We start from the raw sequence: 21,309 nt of genomic DNA on the forward strand, positions 1-21,309 counted from the left end.
GTGAAGCGCGCCTGTGCCGCACGGACCGACCGTGTGGTGATCCGGCGGGTGCGGCGGAATCCGGGGTGGCGGATATGCGGCGACCGCCTGCCCCGGCGGAGGCCAGGACCGAGATTCGGTGTGGGCGGCGCTCTCCGGCTGCCGGACGGTCGGTTCGAAGGGTGTACCCGCCTCGGGTCGCTGTGCAGTCGCCGGAGCGTTCGCCCGGCCCCGCCGGGGAGCGTTCGCCGCGGGCCTAGCGCTCGGCGCCGCCCGGATCCACATCCGCATCGGTGAGCAGGGCGCTGCCGGCCACCCGATCCTGGGCCAGTGCGTCGAGGAACGAGCGCGCCCAGCGGTCCACGTCGTGGGCGAGTACCTGGCGGCGCAGCGAACGCATGCGGCGCCGCTTGGTTTCGGGATCGTCCTCGATCGCGGACATGATCGCGTTCTCGACGCTGTCCAGATCGTGCGGATTACACAGGTAGGCCTGACGCAATTCCGCTGCGGCGCCGGTGAATTCGCTGAGCACGAGGGCGCCGTTGAGACCGCTGTGCGAGGCCACGTACTCCTTGGCGACCAGATTCATCCCGTCGCGCAGCGGGGTCACCAGCATGACGTCGGCGGCGACGAAGAAGGCGACCAGTTCGTCGCGGGGGATCGGCCGGTGCAGATAGTGCACGAAAGGGTAACCGACGCGGGAGAATTCGCCGTTGATGCGGCCCACCTGACGTTCGATGTCGCCGCGCATCTGGATGTAGCTCTCCACCCGTTCACGACTCGGCGTGGCCAGCTGCACCATCACCGTCTCGGCCGGGTCCAGGCGGCCCTCGTGCAGGAGTTCCTGCAGCGCCGCCAGGCGGATATCGATGCCCTTGGTGTAGTCCAGGCGGTCCACACCGAGCAGGATGTGCTTGGGGTTGCCAAGCTCCCTGCGGATCTGAGCGGCGCGCTCCCGCACCGAGCGTCTTCGCGACAGCTCGTCGAGTTCGGCGGAGGCGATCGAGATCGGGAAGGCGCCGACCCGCACCGTGCGGAAACCGACCTGCACCACACCGAGTTTCGACCGCACACCGACCGTGCCGCGCGAGGTGGGTTGTCCGGCAAGCCTTCTCGCCAGGTACAGGAAGTTCTGTGCGCCGCCGGGCAGGTGGAAGCCGATCAGGTCGGCGCCGAGCAGACCCTCCACGATCTCGGTGCGCCACGGCAGCTGCATGAACAGCTCGACCGGCGGGAACGGGATGTGCAGGAAGAACCCGATAGTCAGATCGGGCCGCAGCATGCGCAGCATCTTCGGCACCAACTGCAGCTGGTAGTCCTGTACCCACACCGTCGCGCCCTCGGCGGCCACCTTCGCGGTGTACTCGGCGAAGCGCCGGTTCACGTCCACGTAGGCGGTCCACCAGTCGCGGTGGTACTCCGGCCGCACGATCACGTCGTGATAGAGCGGCCACAGCGTGCCGTTGGAGAATCCCTCGTAGTAGGCGGCGACCTCCTCGGCGGTCAACGGCACCGGATACAACTCCAGGCCGTCCTCGATGATCGGATCGACATCCACATCGGGAACGCCGGCCCAGCCCACCCAGGCGCCGTTGTTGTTGCGCAGCACCGGCTCCAGGGCCGTGACCAGGCCGCCCGGACTGCGCTTCCACCGCTTGGTCCCGTTCGGGAGACGTTCCAGGTCGACCGGGAGCCGGTTGGCGACCACGACGAAACCGGACCCGGCGCCGCCGGGACGGTCCGCTGGTGCGGATTCGGTTTCCGGCGAAGCGTCTCGAGATCGATCGCTGCGTATGTCGCGCATCTGGTCCACTGCTGGATCCTCCGGTCGCCGAAATGGCGGAACTAGGCGTGGGATTTCAGTTGTAATGAGCGCTGCGCATTGCGTTGCGCGGGCTCGTCCTATTCGCTGCGCGCGCTGGGACCGATTCCGAGCATCGACAGCAGCATCCGGCATTCGTCGGCATCGTTGGCGTAGGCGGCCACGACGCGCTGTGCCTGCCGTGCGGTCTCGTCGGCGAGCGGTTCCAGGTCGTCGTCCGCGATGTCGTTGGCGCTCTTCGCGGCCATCATCGTGTCCTCTCGGCTCGGGGTCGTGGCACGGCGGTGGGGTTCGACCGTCGTGGTGTCGGCGCCGTGCGCTGTCAATGGTATCGGTCGCCGCACAAGGGCCCGTCGACTCGGTACCGACCGCTGCCGAACCGCAACAGCGCGGGGCGAGACCAGTCACACCGGCGAAACGCTGGAGCCTCGGGAACCTATAACGTTGGTAGGGAGGCGAATTTCGCCCACTGCGTGTATCGAGCACCGCACGAATCGAGTGGAAAGGGTCGCAGCACTATGCCGTTGGCCACGGTGAATGGAATCTCGCTGAACTACCAGGTGAAGGGAGACAAGGCCAAAGGCACCGACACCAAGGGGGCTGCCCCGCTGGTCGTGCTGATCATGGGCACCGGGAGCCCCGGCCGGGTGTGGGAGCTGCACCAGGTTCCGGCGCTGGTCGCGGCCGGCTACCGAGTGTGCACGTTCGACAATCGCGGCATCGCTCCGTCCTACGAGGCGCCCGACGGGATGACCATCGACGAATTGGTCGCCGACACCGCGGCGCTGATCGAATTTCTCGACGAGGGCCCGGTCCTGGTCGCCGGCACCTCGATGGGTGCGCGGGTCGCGCAGGAATTGGCCCTGGCGCGCCCCGACCTCGTGCGCAAAGCCGTATTCATGGCCGGACACGCGCGGCTCGACCAATTCCAGAAGACGCTCTCGCTCGGCGAACACGAACTCGACGCCTCCGGCGTGCGACTGCCCGCCAAATACGAGGCCGCCCTGACCGCGGTGATGAATCTTTCGCCCGCCACGATGGCCGATCCGAATTCCGCGCGCGATTGGCTGGATCTGTTCGAATTCACCGGCGGACCGGCATCCCCGGGAATCCGGGCGCAGCGCCGGATGGACCACGATTTCGATCGGCTGCAGGCCTATCGCGCGATCAAGGTGCCGTGCCTGTCCATCGGATTCGCCGACGACCGGATGATTCCCGCGTATCTGACCCGTGAGCTGGCCGAAGCCATTCCCGACGCCCGATACCAGGAGATCCCCGACGCCGGGCATTACGGGTATCTGGAACGTCCCGAGGCGGTCAATAAGATCCTGCTCGATTTCTTCGCGGGCTCGAGGTAACCACCAACGCGTAACGTCGGTCTTGCTAGTGTCGACACATCGCTCGGGGGCTACGGCTCTGGTCGGTCGGCTCAGGTCGGTTTCGGCTCGTGCCCGCGCCCCGCGAGTTCCGTATCCAGCGCGTTCCCGTACACAGCGCCAGCATCCAGTGAGGTGAAATGAGCACCAACCCCTTCGACGACGAGGACGGCCGCTTCTTCGTTCTGGTCAACGACGAGGAGCAGCATTCCCTGTGGCCTGCTTTCGCCGAGGTCCCGGCCGGGTGGCGAGTGGTGTTCGGCGAGGACAGCCGCGCTGCCTGCGTCGAATACGTGGAGAAGAACTGGACGGATATGCGGCCCAAGAGCCTGCGTGACGCGATGGCGGCCGACGACGCGGCTCGCCAGGGCGCCCAGTCCTGATTCCGCGCCGGACGAAACTGCGCGGAGCGACGGTGATCGGCGGCTGCGTGCTGCCCTGAGGGGCACACGCAGCCGCTGCGATCCGCCGCTCCCTCCTACGGTGGTGAACGATTTTTCCGGACGGCCCGCGCCCCGGTTATGATGGCACCGCTTCACCCGCCTCCTTAGCTCAGTGGTAGAGCACCGCTCTTGTAAAGCGAAGGTCGTCAGTTCAATCCTGACAGGGGGCTCCACTCGGGCTCCGGCCTGCGAAAGCAGGTCGGAGCCCTTTTTGCGTCAGGGGAGATGCATCAGCTGCCGGGCCAGCCCGAACAGGCGGCTGCCGAGTCTGATGACGGGGATTCCCAGCGGAATCAACAGGATCGTCACGCACAACACGGCGCCGAGGATCCAGACGACGAGCGCCAACAATCCGACCACCGTGCCCCGCACGGCCGTCAGGATGCCCAGCACCACGTCGAGCAGGCCCCGTATCGCTGCCATGACGACCTTTCCGGCGTCCATTCTGCTCTTTTCGGGCGCAGTGTGCTCCGATCCGCGCCACCGTGATGAAAGTTGAGCGCCTGCCACCCCGCGATGAACGGGCGAAAAGTCGTCAGCAAAACGGTCGCTAAACCTCGCATGCCGACCTGGCGGTTTCCATTTCGGGCCATTGCGCCGCTCCGAGCCGTCCCCCTAGCGTCGGCTCCCAAGCTGTCCACCGGGTCGGCGTTCGGCGCCGACAAGCACAAGGAGGACGACGGTGACGACCAGCCGGCCGCGCCCTCCGTGGACGCGATCCAGAAGGTCCTCACCAAGATTCAGGACACCGACAAGCCGGAGGACCTCGAGAAGTCGCTCGACAAGGACATCGACACCCTCACCCACAACGAGGCCACCGTGCCCGCCAAGGTGAAGGAGGAGTTCACAAGTTCCGTCAGGAACTGACGCAGGCCAAGACCAAGGACAGCCTGGACGGCAGCTCCGCCGCCGACACCCTGAAGACGATCAAGGGTGACGCGAAGACGCTCGGCGCCGATCTGAAGGCCGCCGCATAAGAGCACAACCCTGTCGACACGCCGATCCGGGAGGCGCCGCCCGGATCGGCGTGTCTGCGCACTGTTACGGATCTTTTCGCGGTAGTTCTCCCTCGGCTTCTCGATCGTCGGAAGATGTTGTCGCGCAAGCGAAAGCCAGGATTTTCGACCTACCCGGTCATTGACGAACCGTAGCAAGATCGATAGGCTGCCGGAGAATGCAATGGAGGGGGAGTTTCCATGTTCGGTAAAGCAATCGTTACAGCATTGATGTTCTCGGCGATCTCTATCTCTGCCGCTGCTACTGCTTCGGCCGTGAGTCCATGGTGGGGGCCAAACGGTACAGATCCGAACGATGGGTCTGTATGCAGGAATGCGGAAGATGCCAATCACTCGATGAACGGCGGTGTTCCGGGGGTGGCCTACACCTGTACGTACAAGACCGACCAGCCCGAGGGACCTGGGTGGTATTTCTACTATCAGAACTGATCGACGAACGTTAGGTCGTCGAGGCTCGCTCGGACGGAGCGAGCCTCGACGTGCATGGGGTTAACGCATCGCCCGCAGCCGGCTCGCAGGAAACTCCCAGACAACGTTCAGCGCATTCCGGGCTGTAGGAGAGACGATATCCAGCATGAATGGAGTGGCTGGCGATCGGACCCCCGAGGCTCGGGTGCTGGTGGTCGACGACGAACCGATGATCGTCGAACTGCTGTCGGTGAGCTTGCGCTATCAGGGGTTCGAGGTGGCCACGGCCGCCAACGGCGCCGAAGGGCTGGACCGGGCCAAGCAGTTCCGGCCCGACGCCCTCATCGTCGACGTCATGATGCCTGGTATGGACGGCTTCGGCCTGCTGCGCCGGCTGCGCGCCGACGGCATCGATGCCCCGGTCCTGTTCCTCACCGCGCGGGACGAGGTCGAGGACAAGATCACCGGCCTCACCCTCGGCGCCGACGACTACGTCACCAAACCTTTCTCGCTCGAGGAGGTGGTGGCGCGGCTGCGGGTGATTCTGCGCCGCTCCGGTCACGTGGTGGAGGAGGCGAAATCCTCGCGTATCCGCTTCGAGGACATCGAACTCGACGACGACACGCACGAGGTGTGGAAGGCCGGGGAACCGGTCGCGCTCTCGCCGACGGAGTTCACCCTGCTCCGATACTTCATGGTCAATGCCGGAACGGTGCTGAGCAAGCCGCGCATCCTCGATCACGTCTGGCGCTACGACTTCGGCGGCGAGGTGGGCGTGGTGGAAACCTATGTCTCCTACCTGCGCAAGAAGGTCGACACCGGTCCCGACCGGCTGATCCACACCCTGCGCGGTGTCGGCTACGTGATGCGCGCGCCCAGCCGCAGCCGGTCGTCGGCGAAATGAGCGATCCGCGCTCGGTGCGGAAGCCGGCGGGTTCCACCGCGTCGGCGACCGCCCGTGCTGAACTCGTGACTATCGCCGAGTCGGAGGAGGAGAAGCCTGCCGAGTCCAACGATATGAGCGATACCGAACACGGCGACGAGAACGGCGCAGAACCGAGTTCCGACCGTGCCGCGTCGGCGCCTCGTCGAGGCAGGTATCGAATCTCTCGGCGCCTGTCTGCTGTCCCACTGCGGGTGACGCTCGTGTTCGCGCTGGTGTCTCTCACCGGGCTGGGTTTGCTCGTCTCGGGAGTCGCAGTCACCTCCGCTATGCGGAACGTGTTGATAAGCAACGTGGACCGTCAACTTTTCGGTGCCTCTCGCGATTGGGCCGCGCCGGACATGCCGCCACCACAGCGTCTGCCGGGCCCTGCCGGCCGAGAGCGCCCGCCAGCGCTCTTTTACGTTCGGATCGAAGATCCGAACGGCAAAACGCGTCTGTTACTGCCGTCCGGTCCGTCGGCGCCCGACTTTCCTGCCGACCTCGGAAGGCGCCCCCGCACCATCGGCTCGGTGGGAGACCCCAGTGAGCATTGGCGTGCCACGCGGGTCGTTACTCCCAATGGTTCCAGCTGGGTAGCCATTCGGCTGACGGAAACTGAGAACATCACGGACAGGCTCATCGGACTGCAGATCGTTGTGGGCCTCATCGTGCTCGCCGTGCTCGCGGTGGTGGCGCAGTTCGTGATTCGCCGGAGCCTGCGCCCGCTCGGTGAGGTGGAGAAGACCGCCGCGGCCATCGCGAGCGGGGATCTGCATCGGCGAGTTCCGGTGCAGGGCACCAACACCGAGGTCGATCGGCTCTCGCAATCGCTCAACGGCATGCTGTCCCAGATCCAGAGCGCCTTCGCCGCCACCGAGGCATCCGAGGAATCCGCGCGGCGTTCGGAGGCCCGGATGCGGCGGTTCGTCGCCGATGCCAGCCATGAACTGCGGACCCCGCTGACCACGATCAAGGGCTTCGCGGAGTTGTATCGGCAAGGGGCGCTGGCGGATCCGGCCCTGTTCATGGACCGGATCGAACGCGAGTCCAAGCGGATGAGCCTGCTGGTGGAGGACCTGCTGATGCTGGCTCGCCTCGACGCGCAGCGCCCGGTGGAACGCCGGCCGGTGGATCTGCTGGCACTGGCCAGCGATGCGGTGCACAGTGCCCGCGCCGTCGACGCGGCGCAGCGGCCCGAGGAGCCGCGCCGGCCCATCGACCTCGAAATACGCCCGGGGACGGGGACATTGGAGGTGCGTGGCGACGAAGCGCGGTTGCGTCAGGTGCTGGGCAATCTGGTCAACAACGCGCTGATCCACACCCCGCCCGACGCGGCGGTCACCGTCGCGCTGACACCCGCTCCGGACGAGGTGGTCATCGAGGTCGCCGATACCGGGCCGGGCCTGCCCACCGAGGACGCCGAGCGCATCTTCGAACGCTTCTACCGCACCGACACCTCACGCAGCCGCGACAGCGGTGGCACCGGACTGGGGCTGTCGATCGTGCAGGCGCTGGTGGCCGCGCACGGCGGCACGGTCTCGGTGCACAGCGCGGTGGGACAGGGCACCACCTTCGCGGTGCGCCTGCCCCGTTCGCAGGAGTGATCAAGGCTCGGTGCGTCAGGCCGGGACGTTCGCGCCGTAGCCGAGCTCGCGCAGCGCCTGCTTGATCTTGTCCTGCGCCTCGTCCAGCGATTCCGGGCTCGGATCGGTGTCCGCGCCCGAGATGTTGAAATCGCCCAGCTCGAACGCCGGGAAGACGTGCACGTGCAGGTGCGGCACCTCCAGCCCGGCGATCAGCAGGCCCGCGCGCGGCGCGTCCCACGCCATGCGCACCGCCTGGCCGATCTTCTGAGCGACCTCGTTGATCCGCGCGAACGTGGCGGGATCCAGATCCTGCCACTGGTCGATCTCCTTGCGAGGAACCACGAGCGTATGACCCTGGGTGACCGGAGCGATGGTCAGGAAGGCGACGAATTCCTCGTCCTCCCACACGAACCGCCCCGGCAGCTGTCCGGCAATGATCGCGCTGAATACAGATGGCATGGGTTTCATACTGCCCCGCCCGGTCGGGAGGCGGTGGCCGGGGCGGCGGGCTGTCCTCCCGGTACCCGCATCTGCTGTTCACCTGCGTCCCCTAAGCTGTCACGCGTGCGCGTACTCGTCATCGGATCCGGAGCCCGTGAACACGCCCTGGTGGAAGCCCTGCGTCGGGATCCCGGGGTCACCGCGATCGCGGCCGCGCCCGGCAATCCGGGGATCGGCCAGGTTGCCGAGGTGCGGGCGGTCGATCCGGCCAGCGCGGAGGCCGTCGTGGGCCTTGCCCGGGATTTCGCCGCCGATCTGGTGGTGATCGGTCCCGAGGTGCCGCTCGTGCTCGGCATCGCCGACGCGGTCCGGGCGGCGGGGATCGCCTGCTTCGGACCGTCGGCCGCCGCCGCGCGGATCGAGGGATCGAAGGCGTTCGCGAAGGACGTGATGGCCGCGGCCGGGGTGCGCACCGCGCACAGCGAGGTCGTCGATCATCCGGGCGAACTCGACGCCGCACTGGATCGCTTCGGGCCGACCTGGGTCGTCAAGGACGACGGGCTGGCCGCGGGTAAGGGTGTGGTGGTCACCGCCGATCGGTCCGCGGCCCGCGACCACGGGGCCGAGCTGCTCGAGCAGGGCCATCCGGTGCTGCTGGAATCGTTCCTCGACGGTCCCGAGGTCTCCCTGTTCTGCCTGGTCGACGGCGAGACCGTGGTGCCGCTGCTGCCCGCGCAGGATCACAAGCGCGTGGGCGACGGCGACACCGGCCCCAACACCGGCGGCATGGGCGCCTACACCCCGCTGCCGTGGCTGCCGCCGGAGACCGTCACCGAAATCGTCGACGATGTGGTCAAACCCGTTGCCGCCGAAATGGTTCGGCGTGGTGTCCCGTTCTCCGGCCTGCTCTACGCGGGCCTGGCGATCGGCCAGGCCGGGCCCGCGGTCGTCGAATTCAATTGCCGCTTCGGCGATCCCGAGACCCAGGCCGTGCTCGCGCTGCTCGACAGTCCGCTCGGCGCCCTGCTGCACGCCACCGCGACCGGCACGCTGGCGCAGGCGCAGCCGCCGGTCTGGAAGGACGGCGCGGCGATCACGGTGGTGCTGGCCGCGGAGAACTATCCGGGCCGCCCCCGGACCGGTGACGTCATCTCCGGCGCGGAGAGCGCCCCGGCCTCGGGGGGAAGCGCGAATGCCGAAGTGCTGCACGCCGGTACGGCGCTGCGCGCGGACGGCGCACTGCTGTCGGCCGGCGGGCGTGTGCTGAATGTCGTTGCCACAGGCGGGGATCTGACCGAGGCTCGTACGAATGCCTACGCACGCATCGCGGGAATCAAACTGCCCGGCAGCCACTTCCGCACCGATATCGGTCTCGCCGCCGTCGAGGATCGCATCTCGCTCCCCACCCGCGTGTAGCCGAATCGACGACTTCGGCCCCATCGGTTTCGAGGCGCACGGAGGCCGAAGCGACCCCGCGGGGTTCAGCCGACCTGAATGCCGTGCACGGCCAGCCACGGCTGCGGGTCCACGTGCTGTCCGCCGATGAGGATCTCGAAGTGCAGGTGCGGGCCGGTGGAATCGCCGCGGTTGCCGATGCGGGCGATCTGCTGACCGGCGCGCACCCGCTCGCCGACCGACACCGAGAAGTCGTACATGTGGCCGTACACCGAGATGGTGCCGTCGTCGTGGCGGATGCGCACCCACAGTCCGAAGCCCTGCGCCGGTCCGGCGTCGATGACGGTGCCGTCGGCGACGGCGTAGATGGGCGAACCGATGGGCGCCGCGATATCGATCCCGTAGTGGAAGGTGCCCCACCGGCCCCCGTAACCGGAGGTGAACATGCCGCGCGCGGGCAGGGCGAAACCGCCTATGCCCGGGGCGATTCCGCCCGGGAGGATGCCGCCGGGAATCGTGGTGGCCGGCCCGGACAGCCAGGGTTGCGGCGTCCCGGCGACCGCCGCGGCGGCTTCGGCCTTCGCGCGTTCCAGGGTGGCCCGCGACGCCGCGGCGACCACCTGCGCCTCGCGCATGCGCTCGCCGTTGTCGATGGCGGTCAGATAGCGCTTGCTGGTTTCGGGTTCGGCCTGCACCTGTAGCGGATAGGCCACCGCGATCCGCTGTGCCGCACCGGGTTTCGGCGTCGAGTCGACCGGTTGCGGCGCCACGGTGTCGGCGGCGGCGAACAGTCCGACCACGACCATGCCGATCACCAGCACCCGATGCTCGCCGACCCAGCCGCGCAGCCGCGGCCACAGGGTCTCGAATTCCTCGCGCCAGTGTCGATCCCGCATCAGCTGCCACCAGCGCCCCACCCGCGTGCGCCATTCGACCGCCGCGACCTGCCCGAATTCACGCGATCGGCGGGCCGAGGAACGGAGGCGATGCGCGATCGAGGGACGGTCGCGGCGCAGCGTCGTTCGCCAGTCGGGGCGGATCACGGTCCAGCCCCCCTGGTACGACTTCGCGCGGCGTGCCTGGTCAGGCATTCTGCCGACGATAACAGGGGCCCGCCCGGACACGCAGGCAGGCGCGGCGGCGCACAGCAACGTCTCAGGCGTCCGGTGCCCGGGAACGGACTGCGCGCCGGCCTGCCGAGGCGGTGTTCTACCGTCGTCTGGTGCGCAGTGAATCCCGGCGGTCCACCGTTCCGACCTTCTACGTCATGGACGTCTGGAAGGCCGCGGCCGAACGCGCCCGCACCCACGGCGACGTGCTGGTCCTGGCGGCGGGCCAGCCCTCCACGCCCGCCCCGGTGCCGGTGCGCCGCGCCACCCAGGTGGCCCTCGACGCCGAATTGCTCGGCTACACCGAGACTTTCGGCATCCCCGAATTGCGCTCGGCCATCGCGGCCCATCACCGCGACACCTACGGCGTCGAGGTCGAGTCCGACGACGTAGTGATCACGACCGGCTCCTCCGGCGCGTTCACGCTGATCTTCCTGGCCGCATTCGATATCGGCGACACCGTCGTGGTCGCTCGCCCGGGTTACCCGGCCTACCGCAACACCCTCACGGCACTGGGCTGCCGGGTGATCGAACTCGACTGCGGCCCCCGGACCCGGTTCCAGCCGACGGTGGCGATGCTGGAGGAGTTGCCCGAACCGCCCGCCGGCCTGATCGTGGCCAGCCCGGCGAACCCGACCGGCACCATGATCGCCCCGGACGAGCTGGCGGCCCTGGCCCGCTGGTGCGACGAGCACGGCACGCTGCTGATCTCCGACGAGATCTATCACGGCATCGCCTATTCGGGCGTCGACGGCGATACCGAACCGGTGAGCTCGGCGTGGGAGACCTCGCGCGAGTCGGTGGTGATCGGTTCGGTGTCGAAGTATTTCTCGATGACGGGCTGGCGGCTGGGCTGGATGCTGGCACCCGCGCGGCTGCGCCCGGCGCTGCAGCGGCTGGCGTCCAATATGACCGTCTGCCCGCCGGCCATCTCCCAATTCGCGGCGGCGCACGCGTTCGGCCCGGAGGCCAAATCCGAACTCGACGGACACGTCCGCCGCTATGCCCGCAACCGGTCGTTACTGCTCGAGGGGCTGCCCGCTCTCGGCATCAGCGATCTGGCGCCTGCCGACGGCGCCTTCTACGCGTACGCCGATATCGGTCATCTGAGCCAGGATTCGACGCGCTGGTGCGCGGATCTGTTGGCGCACACGGGTGTCGCCCTCGCGCCCGGGATCGATTTCGACACCCGTAACGGACACCGCACGGTCCGATTCTCCTTCGCCGGCGCCACCGCGGATATCGAGGAGGCCCTGGTGCGACTCGGCCGATATCTGAGCTGACGCACAGACTTTCCGTACCGGCCCACCGGAGCGCGTGGATGCGGTACAAATGATTCGGGTTGTGATTTCAACCCTTGCTATTTCGAACCGATCCCGGCTGTCCGCTCGGATCGGATCCCGGAAATTTGCGCGGTCCCATGGTCGATTGCACAGCAACGATTCGGCCGGGATTGCACAGACGCACAGATTTGCACAGATCGCACCGATTTGGCACGGATGAACCGATGATGACTGGCACGATGACACGGTGATCACCGCGACGACCCCGAAAGGCGAAAGGCGTCGCCAAGCGTTGGTTGCGGCTGCCGCGGAGTTGCTACTCGAAGGCGGCTTCGATGCCGTGCGCCACCGTTCGGTGGCGACGCGCGCGGACCTGCCCCTGGCATCCACGACCTACTATTTCGAATCCCTCGAGGACCTGATCGCGCGCGCGGTCGAGTTCAGCGGCAACGCCGAACTCGAGTCGATGCGCCGCCGGATCGGCGAGGTCACCCACCGCAAACGCGGCGCCGAGGCGACCGTCGACCTGATCGTGGATCTGATGGTAGGCACCGACGGCCCCGACGAATTCGCCCGCGGGCGGCTGATCGCCCGCTACGAGCGGTCGGTGGCCTCGGCCCGGCATCCGGAACTACGCGAGGTGCAGCTGCGGTTACGCGCCCAGCTCGAGGACCTATTGGCCGATGTGCTGCGCCGATCCGATCGGATGGTGCGCACCGATCAGTTGCGCCGGCTGGTGGCGGTGGTCGACGGTGCGGTGGTCGCCGCGCTGGCCGAATCCGATCCGCAACCGCGCCGGACCGCCCGCGGCGCGCTGCTGGAATTGATCGATGTGATCGCTCCGCCGGTGCCGCAACCGCTGATGGCGCCGCAGACCGTGCCACCGGCCGCGGCGCCGCACCTGCCCGCGGCCATGCCCCAGCAACCGAGCAGGCATCGAACATTAGACTGACTGTTCGTGAGTCTTGTCCCGAACGTCCTCGCCACCCGGTACGCGAGCCCGCAGCTGGTGCAGTTGTGGTCGCCCGAGAACAAGATCGTGCTGGAGCGCCGGCTGTGGCTCGAGGTGCTGCGGGCCCAGACCGAACTCGGCGCCGCCGGTACCGAGGCGGTCACCCCCGACGTGCTCGAGGATTACGAGCGGGTGCTGGGCGAGGTCGACCTGGCCTCGATCGCCGAACGCGAGCGGATCACCCGCCACGATGTGAAGGCGCGCATCGAGGAGTTCAACGCCCTCGCCGGGCACGAGCAGATCCACAAGGGCATGACCAGCCGGGATCTGACCGAGAACGTGGAGCAGTTGCAGATCCGGCTCTCGCTGGAACACGTCTACGAACACGGTGTCGCGGTCGCCGCGCGGCTGGCGGAGCGGGCCGCCGAGTACCAGTCGCTGGTGATGGCCGGACGCTCGCACAACGTGGCGGCACAGGCGACCACCCTGGGCAAGCGGTTCGCGGGTGCGGCCGACGAGGTGCTGATCGCCCTGCACCGGGTGCGCGAGCTGATCGACCGGTATCCGCTGCGCGGGATCAAGGGCCCGATGGGCACCGCGCAGGACATGCTCGATCTGTTCGACGGCGACGCCGCCAAACTCGCCCAGCTGGAGCAGAAGGTCGCCGGGCATCTGGGCTTCGCGACCGTGCTGACCAGTGTCGGCCAGGTCTACCCCCGCTCCCTGGACCACGACGTGATCTCCGCGCTGGTCCAATTGGGCGCGGGCCCTTCGTCGTTCGCGCACACGGTGCGGCTGATGGCGGGGCACGAACTGGTCACCGAGGGTTTCCAGCCCGGGCAGGTCGGCAGTTCGGCGATGCCGCACAAGATGAACACCCGCTCCTGCGAGCGCGTCAACGGTCTGCAGGTGGTGCTGCGCGGTTACGGCTCGATGGCGGCCGAACTGGCGGGCGCGCAGTGGAACGAGGGCGATGTGTTCTGTTCCGTGGTGCGCCGGGTCGCGCTGCCCGACGCGTTCTTCGCCATCGACGGCATGATGGAAACCTTCCTGACCGTCCTCGGCGAATTCGGCGCCTACCCGGCCGTGATCGAGCGTGAGCTCAACCGCTACCTGCCTTTCCTGGCCACCACGCGCATTCTGATGGCGGCCGTGCGGGCGGGGGTCGGGCGCGAGAGTGCGCACGAGGTCATCAAGGAGCACGCGGTCGCCGTGGCGCTGGCCATGCGGGAGCAGGGGCGCGAACCGGATCTGCTGGACCGCCTCGCGGCCGACGACCGGATGCCGCTGGACCGGGCCGGACTCGAGGCCGCCCTGGCCGATCGGACGGCGTTCATCGGCGCCGCCGAGGCGCAGGTGAGCGATGTGGTGGCGCAGGTGCAGAAGCTGATCGACGCGAATCCCGAGGCCGCCCGCTACACCCCCTCGCCGATTCTGTAACCGCCGCGGACCGATGGTCGCGGCACCGCAACCGCCCGGCGCCGCCGTTCGCGTGGTGGTCTCGCGCGTGCTCGGCGCCGTGCGAATGGTGCGGCGGCGCAGGCGAAACCGGCGACTAGGGTTGCCGGATATGGACCCCTATACGATCTTCGCCGATATCGTCGCCGGGCGGGCGCCCTCGTCCAAGGTCTACGAGGACGACGACGTTCTCGCCTTCATGGACATCCGTCCCATGACACCCGGTCATCTGCTGGTGATTCCGAAGATTCCGGCGCGCAGCCTGGCCGAACTCGATCCGGCGATCGGCGGCAAGCTCTTTCAGGTCGCGCAGCGTCTGGCGGCCGCGCTGCGGCAGTCCGAGGTGCGCTGTGACGGGGTGAATCTCTTTCTGGCAGACGGTGTTACGGCCGGGCAGGAGGTCTTCCACGTCCATCTGCACGTCATTCCGCGCACGCCCGGTGACGGCTTCGGTCTGCGCAATCGCGCGACGACCCCGCCGCGTGCGGACCTGGACTATCTGGCCGCGTCGATCCGGGGCGCGGCCGGGCGGGCACAACCGAATCCCGCGAGCGGACAGGACGGAAAGTGGTGGCTCACCTGAGTCCTGCTGCGGACCGGGTGGTTTGCTGAGGAAACGCCAGGAGGTCGAAAGCTCCGCGCTGCGCCACGGTATGCGTTACTTTAAGTAGCAGTTGTGGTGGGTTGACGGAGGTGGGGACATGCGACGTTCATGCGTTGCTGCAGTTGTGCTGGCAGTCGGACTGGGCGTCTTCGGTCCCTGGATGGGCCCACAGCCACGCGCATCGGCGGCGCGGGTGGTCGGGGAAAACGATATGAGTCCGACCCGGACGGCGCTGTTCATCGACTCCCCAGCCATGGGACGCACCATCCAGGTTCAGGTGCTGCATCCGGCCGGTGGGGGTTCACGGCCCTCCTACTATCTGCTCGACGGGCTCGATCCCGGTGTGCAGCAGAGCACCTGGACCAATGCCACCGATGCCGAACCCTTCTTCCACGGTAAGAACGTCAACGTGGTGCTGCCGATCGGCGGGCAGGCGAGTTACTACACCGACTGGCAGCGCGACGATCCGCACTTCGGCCGCTACCAGTGGGAAACCTTCCTGACGCGCGAACTTCCGCCCATCATCGATGCCACGTTCTCCGGCAACGGCGTGAACGCGATCGGTGGCCTGTCGATGGGCGGCATCGCTGCGTTCGTCCTGGCCGTTCGCCATCCGGAGCTGTACGAGGCGGTGGCGGGCTACAGTGCGTGCCCGGACCTGGGTATCGCGCAAGGGGCGATCATGTTCTCGATCGCCAACCGCGGCGGCAATCCGTTCGATATGTGGGGTGCGCCCGGAAGTCCGGAATGGGGCGCCCACGATCCGGCGCTGCTGGCGAATCGGCTGCGCGGCAAGACCCTCTACCTGTCCACCGGCACCGGTATCCCGGGTCCACACGAGACCGAGATCAAACCGCAGCTGCCGGAGAACATCGTCCTGGGCGGTCCGATCGAAGCCGGCGTGGACGTCTGCGTCACCGCCTTCGAGCAGCGGCTGCGCGGCATGCGAATTCCGGCCCGGGTCGATCACAGTCCGGTGGGGACGCATTCCTGGTCGTATTGGCAGGACTATATGCACGCGTCCTGGCCGACAATCGGCGCGGCGATCGGGGCCTGATCGCCGGGGCCCGACGTCCGATCGGCGCGGGACGCCCCCGCGCGACCGGGCGAGGCCCCGGAGATCCGGTGCACTGCGTTCAGTGCGGTTGCGCGCCCGGCCGGTTGAATTCGCCGTCCTTCGCGCCGGCGACGAACGCCCGCCATTCGCCGGGAGTGAAGATCAGCGCCGGCCCGTCCGGATTCTTGGCATCACGCAGCCCGATATTGCCGCTGGCCAGGAAGGCCACCTCGACACCACCCTCCCCGTCGCCGCTGCGCTGCCAGACCGCCCCGGGTTCGATCTCGCGATTCTTCGCTTCCAACCTGTGCTCCTGCATCGATGTGATCGCCCGCGGGATCGGCGCGGGCGCTGCCGTCCCCGAGAGTAGGCGGTCGGAAGCCGCCGCACCGGCGTCGTTTCCGAATCCGCGCGTACCGGCATGGCCGGGATCACACCGATATGCCGACCTGCGAAATGTGGCATTCGTCTACTCGTCCCGGCAACACCGCTGGTTTACGCCGCAACCTGATCGGAAACCCCACTCACTGTGGCAGTTGGAGGGCGTCGACTGGTCAAGAGACCGAGAGGGCGTGCCCTGCCGCACTGAAGGGACGACAAGGATGGAGCACCGCATGGCACCCGTCTTCGACAGTTGCGCGGTGGTGCCCCGGCACCTCACCGTCGAGCAGGCGCACAACATCCTGCACAGTCACAGCAGCTGTCCCACCGACCAATGCCCGCGCCGCAAAGCCGCACTGTTCTTCCTGATGGAATCTCGTCGTTCGGCCCGCGGCAACGGGCGTGACCTGCGCCGGCCCGCACCGCGGACCACCGGCCTGGGGTAATGCGGGCCGAGCTCGCACTCCCGTCCTCGCCGATGCGTTCGTGTCGGCGGGTGTGGGGGTGCGCGCCCGGACCGGCTTGCCGCGATTACGGTGGTCACCATGGCTCTCGACAGTGGTACCGGAACCATCCAGAACGCCGGCGACGCCGCCGCGGCGGTGACCCCGCCGGTGGCCAAACAGGTCCCGGCCGAACGCGTCCATCACGGTGACACCTTCGTCGATCCCTACGAATGGCTGCGGGACAAGGACGATCCCGAGGTCATCGCCCATCTCGAGGCCGAGAACGCCTATACCGACGCACAGACCGCCCACTTGGCCCCGCTGCGCGCGCGCATCTTCGACGAGATCAAATCGCGCACCCAGGAGACCGATATGTCGGTCCCGGCGCGGCTGGGCGAGTACTGGTACTACTCGCGCAGTTTCGAAGGCAAGCAGTACGGCGTGCACTGCCGCTGCCCGATCACCGATGTCGACGACTGGACCCCGCCGCAACTCGACGTCGATATCGAGATTCCCGGTGAGGAGATTCTGCTCGACAGCAACGTGCTGGCCGAGGGGCACGATTTCTTCGCCCTCGGCGCCTATTCGATCAGTCACGACGGCACGCTGCTGGCGTACTCCACCGATACCGTCGGTGACGAGCGATATGTGCTGCGGTTCAAGGATTTACGCAGCGGCGAGCTGCTCGGCGACGAAATTCCGGGCACCGCGCCGGGAGCGACCTGGTCGCTGGACGGAACCCACGTGTTCTATCAGACCGTCGACGAATCCTGGCGGCCCGACACCGTGTGGCGCCACCGCCTCGGCACCGCGCAGTCCGACGACGTCAAGGTGTTCCACGAGCCCGACGAGCGCTATTGGGTCAGCATCGGCGCCACCCGCTCCGAGAAGTACCTGATGATCTGGGTCGGGTCGAAGATCACCACCGAGGGCTGGATCCTCGAATCCGACGATCCCGAGGGCGAATTCCGGGTGCTGCTGCCGCGCCGCGAGGGTGTGGAGTATTCGGCCGAACACGCGGTGATCGGCGGGCAGGACCGGCTGCTGATCCTGCACAACGACGTGGTCGACGGTGTGAAGGCCGAGAATTTCGTGCTCACCGAGGCGCCGGTGGACGATCCGGCCGCGATGACCATGCTGATCGGCCATCGCGACGATGTGCGGCTCGAGGACGTCGACTGCTTCCGCGACCATCTCGTCCTCTCGTATCGGCGCGAGGCCCTGCCGCGAGTCGCGGTGTGGCCGTTGACTTCCGACGGTTACGGCGAGCTGCGCGAATTGGAATTCGGCCTGGAACTGTTCTCCGCCGGCGTGGGCTCCAATCCGGAGTGGGCGCAGCCGACGCTGCGGCTGGGCGTGACCTCGTTCATCACCCCGATGCAGGTCTTCGACTACGTGCCCGCCACCGGGGAACTGACGCTGCGCAAACAGCAGCAGGTGCTCGGCGGCTACGACCCGGACGACTATGTGCAGCACCGGGATTGGGCGACCGCGGCCGACGGCACCCGGATTCCGATCTCGGTGGTGCGCCGCCGCGACAGCGAGGGTGCGGGCCCGAAGCCGTTGCTGCTCTACGGGTACGGCTCCTACGAGGCCAGTATCGATCCGGGTTTCTCGGTGTCGCGGCTGTCGTTGCTCGACCGCGGCATGGTGTTCGCGGTCGCCCATGTGCGCGGCGGTGGCGAGATGGGGCGGCTGTGGTACGAGAACGGCAAGACGCTCACCAAGAAGAACACCTTCACCGACTTCGTCTCCTGCGCAAGGCATCTCGTCGATACCGGCGTCACCACACCGCAGGTGCTGGTGGCCGACGGTGGCAGTGCGGGCGGGCTGCTGATGGGTGCGGTGGCCAATCTGGCGCCCGACCTTTTCGCGGGCATCCTCGCCAATGTGCCGTTCGTGGATCCGCTGACCTCGATACTGGACCCGTCGCTGCCGCTGACGGTCATCGAATGGGACGAGTGGGGTAATCCGCTGGAGGATCCGGAGGTCTACGCCTATATGAAGTCCTATTCGCCGTACGAGAACGTGGCGGCCGTGGACTATCCGGCGATCTTGGCGATCACCAGCCTCAACGACACCCGCGTGCTCTACGTCGAGCCCGCGAAGTGGGTGGCCGCGCTGCGGGCCACGAAGACCGGTGACTCCCAGCTCCTGCTGAAGACCGAGATGAGCGCCGGGCACGGTGGCGTCAGCGGCCGCTACGAGAAGTGGAAGGAAGTCGCCTTCGAATACGCCTGGGTGCTCGATCGGGTCGGGCTCGGCGAGGTCGGCTGACGGTTGCCGGACCGTGCGGCCGGGTGGTCGCTCCGGGAATTCGTCGGGGCGTCACTTCGGCTGCACGGGGCCGACACCTGCCGCGCGCACAGTGGAGGCATGAGCGGCAACGACCGGGGGTTCGGGCAGCTGATCGTCTCGGTGTCGGGTATTCGCGACACCACACTGGAACAGGCGCGCGCCTTCGCCGCGGAGATGGACGGCCGCGGGGTACGGCTGTCGCTGCTGGTGGCGCCGCGGTTGAAGGGGAAATACCGGCTCACCGAGGATCCGCGCACCCAGCAGTGGCTGCGGGACCGCCGCGCCGCGGGTGACGCGATCGTCCTGCACGGCTACGACCAGGCCGCGACCAAACGCCGCCGCGCCGAATTCGCCGCGCTGCCCAAGCACGAGGCGCGCCTGCGCCTCACCGCCGCGGACCGCGTGATGGAACAGATCGGCCTGCGCACCCGGCTGTTCGCCGCCCCGCGCTGGACGGCCTCCGAGGGCGCCGTCGCCGCCCTGCCCGAGGTCGGCTTCCGCCTGGCGCTGGGATTGACCGCCATCCACGACCTGGAACGGGACACGGCACAGCGCTGCTGGGTGCACGGCGTCGGTGAGGGTTTCCGGGCCGAACCGTGGTGGTGCCACGCACTGATCATGAGCGCGGCCCGCATCGCGCGACGCGGGGGAACGCTGCGACTCGCCGTCTCGGCGGCGCAGCTCTCCCGGCCCGGTCCCCATCAGGCCATGCTCGACGCGGTCGATCTGGCGCTGTTCCACGAGGCGGTTCCGGACGTCTACCGGTGGGAACCGTACGCCATGCCGCATGCGGCATGAGCTCGCTCGACGTCAGCGAATCTGCGCCGGGTCCTCCCCGGCCGCGCGCAGCATGTCCCGCACCTCGGTGACGATAGTCCGGTCCGATACCGCGGCCGTGGCGTCGTGGGTGAAGCCGCCCGCCTCCTTGCGGGTCAGCGAGGTGGACAGCGGATGCTTCTTCAGCTGATCGACGCAGCGGTCGATATCGGCCAGCAGCAGATCGGCCATATCGTGGGTGAAGCCGTGCCGGACGACCGCCCGCATGATCGTCTCGTCCTGCCGGTCGGCCGGTAGCGGATAGGCGGCGATCAGCCAGCCGCGCGAGCGCAGGCGTTCGGACAGGTCGTACAGATTGAAGCCGGGATCTTCGCGCAGCCGCCACGACACCGCGCTGATTCCCCGCGTGGGCGTGCCGTCGTGGATCATCTCGAACAATCCGGTCTCGGTGAGGCCATGGGCCAGATGTTCGGCGACCCGGTAGATGGCCGATTGCAGCCGGGTATAGCCCGTGCGGCCGAGCCGGATGAAGTCGTAGTACTGGGTGATGGCCTGACCGCCGGGGCGGGAGAAATTCAGGTTGAAGGTGGCCATACTGCCGCCGAGGTAGTCGACGTTGAACACCAGCTCGTCCGGGAGGTCGGCGGCCGTGCGCCAGAGCGCCCAGCCGGCGCCCAGCGGAGCCAGGCCGGTTTTGTGCCCGGAGGCGTTGATCGACTTCACCCGCTCGAGCCGGAAGTCCCAGACCAGGTCCGGCGCCGTGAACGGGGCGAGGAATCCGCCGCTGGCGGCGTCGACGTGCAGGGGGATGTCCAGGCCGGTGCCGGCCTGCAGGTCGTCGAGGGCCGCGCTCATCGCGGCGACGTCCTCGAACAGTCCGGTGAAGGTCTGCCCCATCGTCGCGACGACCATGATCGTATTCGAATCGCAATGTGCGGCAATGTCGTCCGGCTCGAGCGTATAGCGGTCCCCGCGCAGCGGCACCTGCCGGATCTCGACGTCGAAATAGCGCGCGAACTTCTCCCAGCACACCTGCACCGGGCCGCAGACGAAATTGGGGACGCCCTGGCCGCCGTTCTTGCGCCAGCGCGTCTTCGCGGCCAGCCCGCCGAGCATCGCCGCCTCACTGGACCCGATGGTGGAGGTGCCGCGCGTCGAGCCGGGATCGGGACAGTGCCACAGGTCCGCGACCATGCGCACGCACCGGCGCTCGAGCTCGGCGGTCTGCGGATACTCGTCCTTGTCGACGATGTTCTTCGCCAGGCTCTGCGCCATCAGCCGGCGAGCGTGATCGTCGATCCAGGTGGTGCAGAAGGTGGCCAGATTCATCCGCGACACGCCGTCGAGCATCAGCTCGTCGTGCACGATCTGATAGGCCTCCGGGGCCGGCATCTCGCGATGTGGGAAGTGGTTCTTGGGTGCGCCGCGATCCAGATCGGGCATCGCGAACAGGTCGTCGGATTCCGATGATGCAGACATCTCGTCCTCTCCGGTGGTCGGATCGCGGTCGAGCTCTCCTTCATCATGCCCGCTGCGGGTGCGCACCGGCTATG

The 21,309-nt window shown here is 67.8% G+C and carries 21 protein-coding genes and 1 tRNA gene; 15 read left to right on the plus strand and 7 right to left on the minus strand.

Going from position 1 to position 21,309, the window contains the following annotated elements:
* Positions 1–235: 235 nt before the first annotated feature.
* Positions 236–1,783 carry an alpha,alpha-trehalose-phosphate synthase (UDP-forming) gene (locus NE2_RS21860; protein ID WP_030517393.1) on the minus strand — a complete coding sequence of 516 codons (1,548 nt, stop codon included), beginning with the start codon at positions 1,781–1,783 and terminating at the stop codon, positions 236–238.
* Between the two features lie 98 nt (positions 1,784–1,881).
* Entirely contained in the window at positions 1,882–2,052 is a 171-nt protein-coding gene (locus tag NE2_RS21865) for a hypothetical protein (protein ID WP_157110959.1), read from the minus strand.
* 267 nt (positions 2,053–2,319) lie between these two features.
* Here NE2_RS21865 and NE2_RS21870 point away from each other — a divergent pair, with 267 nt between their 5' ends.
* From NE2_RS21870 to NE2_RS21880, 3 genes are all read left to right on the plus strand, one after another.
* Positions 2,320–3,159, plus strand: coding sequence for an alpha/beta fold hydrolase (locus NE2_RS21870; protein ID WP_030517394.1), 840 nt, complete (start codon positions 2,320–2,322; stop codon positions 3,157–3,159).
* Positions 3,160–3,317: 158 nt separating this feature from the next.
* The gene (locus tag NE2_RS21875; protein WP_011207082.1) at positions 3,318–3,560 is read left to right on the plus strand and encodes an MbtH family protein; all 243 of its coding nucleotides are present in this window, start codon (positions 3,318–3,320) and stop codon (positions 3,558–3,560) included.
* A 158-nt stretch (positions 3,561–3,718) separates the two neighbouring features.
* Positions 3,719–3,793 (plus strand) — tRNA-Thr (locus NE2_RS21880).
* Between the two features lie 43 nt (positions 3,794–3,836).
* Here the strand turns inward: NE2_RS21880 and NE2_RS21885 are convergent.
* A complete protein-coding gene (locus tag NE2_RS21885; protein WP_063029024.1) occupies positions 3,837–4,043 on the minus strand; it encodes a hypothetical protein in 207 nt (68 codons plus the stop codon).
* A gap of 72 nt (positions 4,044–4,115) precedes the next feature.
* On the opposite strand from NE2_RS21885, the gene NE2_RS21890 reads away from it, so the two are divergent.
* The 3 genes from NE2_RS21890 (at position 4,116) to NE2_RS21900 (ending at position 7,573) form a co-directional block, all read left to right on the plus strand.
* The gene (locus tag NE2_RS21890) at positions 4,116–4,487 is read left to right on the plus strand and encodes a hypothetical protein (RefSeq protein WP_146165145.1); all 372 of its coding nucleotides are present in this window, start codon (positions 4,116–4,118) and stop codon (positions 4,485–4,487) included.
* Positions 4,488–5,210: 723 nt separating this feature from the next.
* Positions 5,211–5,948 (plus strand): response regulator transcription factor, encoded by a 738-nt coding sequence (locus NE2_RS21895; protein WP_084494227.1) that lies wholly within the window; start codon positions 5,211–5,213, stop codon positions 5,946–5,948.
* A gap of 113 nt (positions 5,949–6,061) precedes the next feature.
* Entirely contained in the window at positions 6,062–7,573 is a 1,512-nt protein-coding gene (locus tag NE2_RS21900; protein ID WP_084494233.1) for a sensor histidine kinase, read from the plus strand.
* A 15-nt stretch (positions 7,574–7,588) separates the two neighbouring features.
* On the opposite strand, the gene NE2_RS21905 is transcribed toward NE2_RS21900, so the two are convergent.
* Positions 7,589–8,014 (minus strand): HIT family protein, encoded by a 426-nt coding sequence (locus NE2_RS21905; protein ID WP_063029026.1) that lies wholly within the window; start codon positions 8,012–8,014, stop codon positions 7,589–7,591.
* Between the two features lie 105 nt (positions 8,015–8,119).
* On the opposite strand from NE2_RS21905, the gene purD reads away from it, so the two are divergent.
* Complete coding sequence (purD, locus tag NE2_RS21910; protein ID WP_063028965.1) at positions 8,120–9,412, plus strand: phosphoribosylamine--glycine ligase; 1,293 nt, start codon at positions 8,120–8,122, stop codon at positions 9,410–9,412.
* Positions 9,413–9,477: 65 nt separating this feature from the next.
* On the opposite strand, the gene NE2_RS21915 is transcribed toward purD, so the two are convergent.
* Complete coding sequence (locus tag NE2_RS21915) at positions 9,478–10,482, minus strand: M23 family metallopeptidase (RefSeq protein WP_063028967.1); 1,005 nt, start codon at positions 10,480–10,482, stop codon at positions 9,478–9,480.
* Between the two features lie 131 nt (positions 10,483–10,613).
* Between NE2_RS21915 and NE2_RS21920 the strand changes: the two genes are divergently transcribed.
* From NE2_RS21920 to NE2_RS21940, 5 genes are all read left to right on the plus strand, one after another.
* Positions 10,614–11,783 carry a pyridoxal phosphate-dependent aminotransferase gene (locus NE2_RS21920; RefSeq protein WP_084494234.1) on the plus strand — a complete coding sequence of 390 codons (1,170 nt, stop codon included), beginning with the start codon at positions 10,614–10,616 and terminating at the stop codon, positions 11,781–11,783.
* A 247-nt stretch (positions 11,784–12,030) separates the two neighbouring features.
* A complete protein-coding gene (locus NE2_RS21925; RefSeq protein WP_084494228.1) occupies positions 12,031–12,735 on the plus strand; it encodes a TetR/AcrR family transcriptional regulator in 705 nt (234 codons plus the stop codon).
* Between the two features lie 6 nt (positions 12,736–12,741).
* On the plus strand, positions 12,742–14,175 hold the full coding sequence (gene purB, locus NE2_RS21930; protein WP_063028969.1) for an adenylosuccinate lyase: 1,434 nt from the start codon (positions 12,742–12,744) through the stop codon (positions 14,173–14,175).
* A gap of 130 nt (positions 14,176–14,305) precedes the next feature.
* Complete coding sequence (locus tag NE2_RS21935) at positions 14,306–14,776, plus strand: HIT family protein (RefSeq protein WP_063029032.1); 471 nt, start codon at positions 14,306–14,308, stop codon at positions 14,774–14,776.
* A 118-nt stretch (positions 14,777–14,894) separates the two neighbouring features.
* A complete protein-coding gene (locus tag NE2_RS21940; protein ID WP_063028971.1) occupies positions 14,895–15,854 on the plus strand; it encodes an alpha/beta hydrolase in 960 nt (319 codons plus the stop codon).
* A gap of 79 nt (positions 15,855–15,933) precedes the next feature.
* Here the strand turns inward: NE2_RS21940 and NE2_RS21945 are convergent, their stop codons facing one another.
* The gene (locus tag NE2_RS21945; protein ID WP_223273481.1) at positions 15,934–16,158 is read right to left on the minus strand and encodes a DUF397 domain-containing protein; all 225 of its coding nucleotides are present in this window, start codon (positions 16,156–16,158) and stop codon (positions 15,934–15,936) included.
* Positions 16,159–16,468: 310 nt separating this feature from the next.
* Here NE2_RS21945 and NE2_RS21950 point away from each other — a divergent pair, with 310 nt between their 5' ends.
* The 3 genes from NE2_RS21950 to NE2_RS21960 all read left to right on the plus strand — a co-directional run bounded on the left by NE2_RS21950 (position 16,469) and on the right by NE2_RS21960 (position 19,777).
* A complete protein-coding gene (locus tag NE2_RS21950; RefSeq protein ID WP_063065915.1) occupies positions 16,469–16,681 on the plus strand; it encodes a hypothetical protein in 213 nt (70 codons plus the stop codon).
* Between the two features lie 99 nt (positions 16,682–16,780).
* A complete protein-coding gene (locus NE2_RS21955) occupies positions 16,781–18,958 on the plus strand; it encodes a S9 family peptidase (RefSeq protein WP_063029034.1) in 2,178 nt (725 codons plus the stop codon).
* Between the two features lie 99 nt (positions 18,959–19,057).
* A complete protein-coding gene (locus NE2_RS21960; protein ID WP_063029036.1) occupies positions 19,058–19,777 on the plus strand; it encodes a DUF2334 domain-containing protein in 720 nt (239 codons plus the stop codon).
* 12 nt (positions 19,778–19,789) lie between these two features.
* Here NE2_RS21960 and gad read toward each other — a convergent pair whose 3' ends face one another.
* Positions 19,790–21,235 carry a glutamate decarboxylase gene (gene gad / locus NE2_RS21965; RefSeq protein ID WP_084494235.1) on the minus strand — a complete coding sequence of 482 codons (1,446 nt, stop codon included), beginning with the start codon at positions 21,233–21,235 and terminating at the stop codon, positions 19,790–19,792.
* Positions 21,236–21,309 lie beyond the last annotated feature (74 nt).

Source organism: Nocardia elegans NBRC 108235 (genome assembly GCF_001612845.1).
In the GTDB taxonomy this organism is placed as follows: domain Bacteria; phylum Actinomycetota; class Actinomycetes; order Mycobacteriales; family Mycobacteriaceae; genus Nocardia; species Nocardia nova.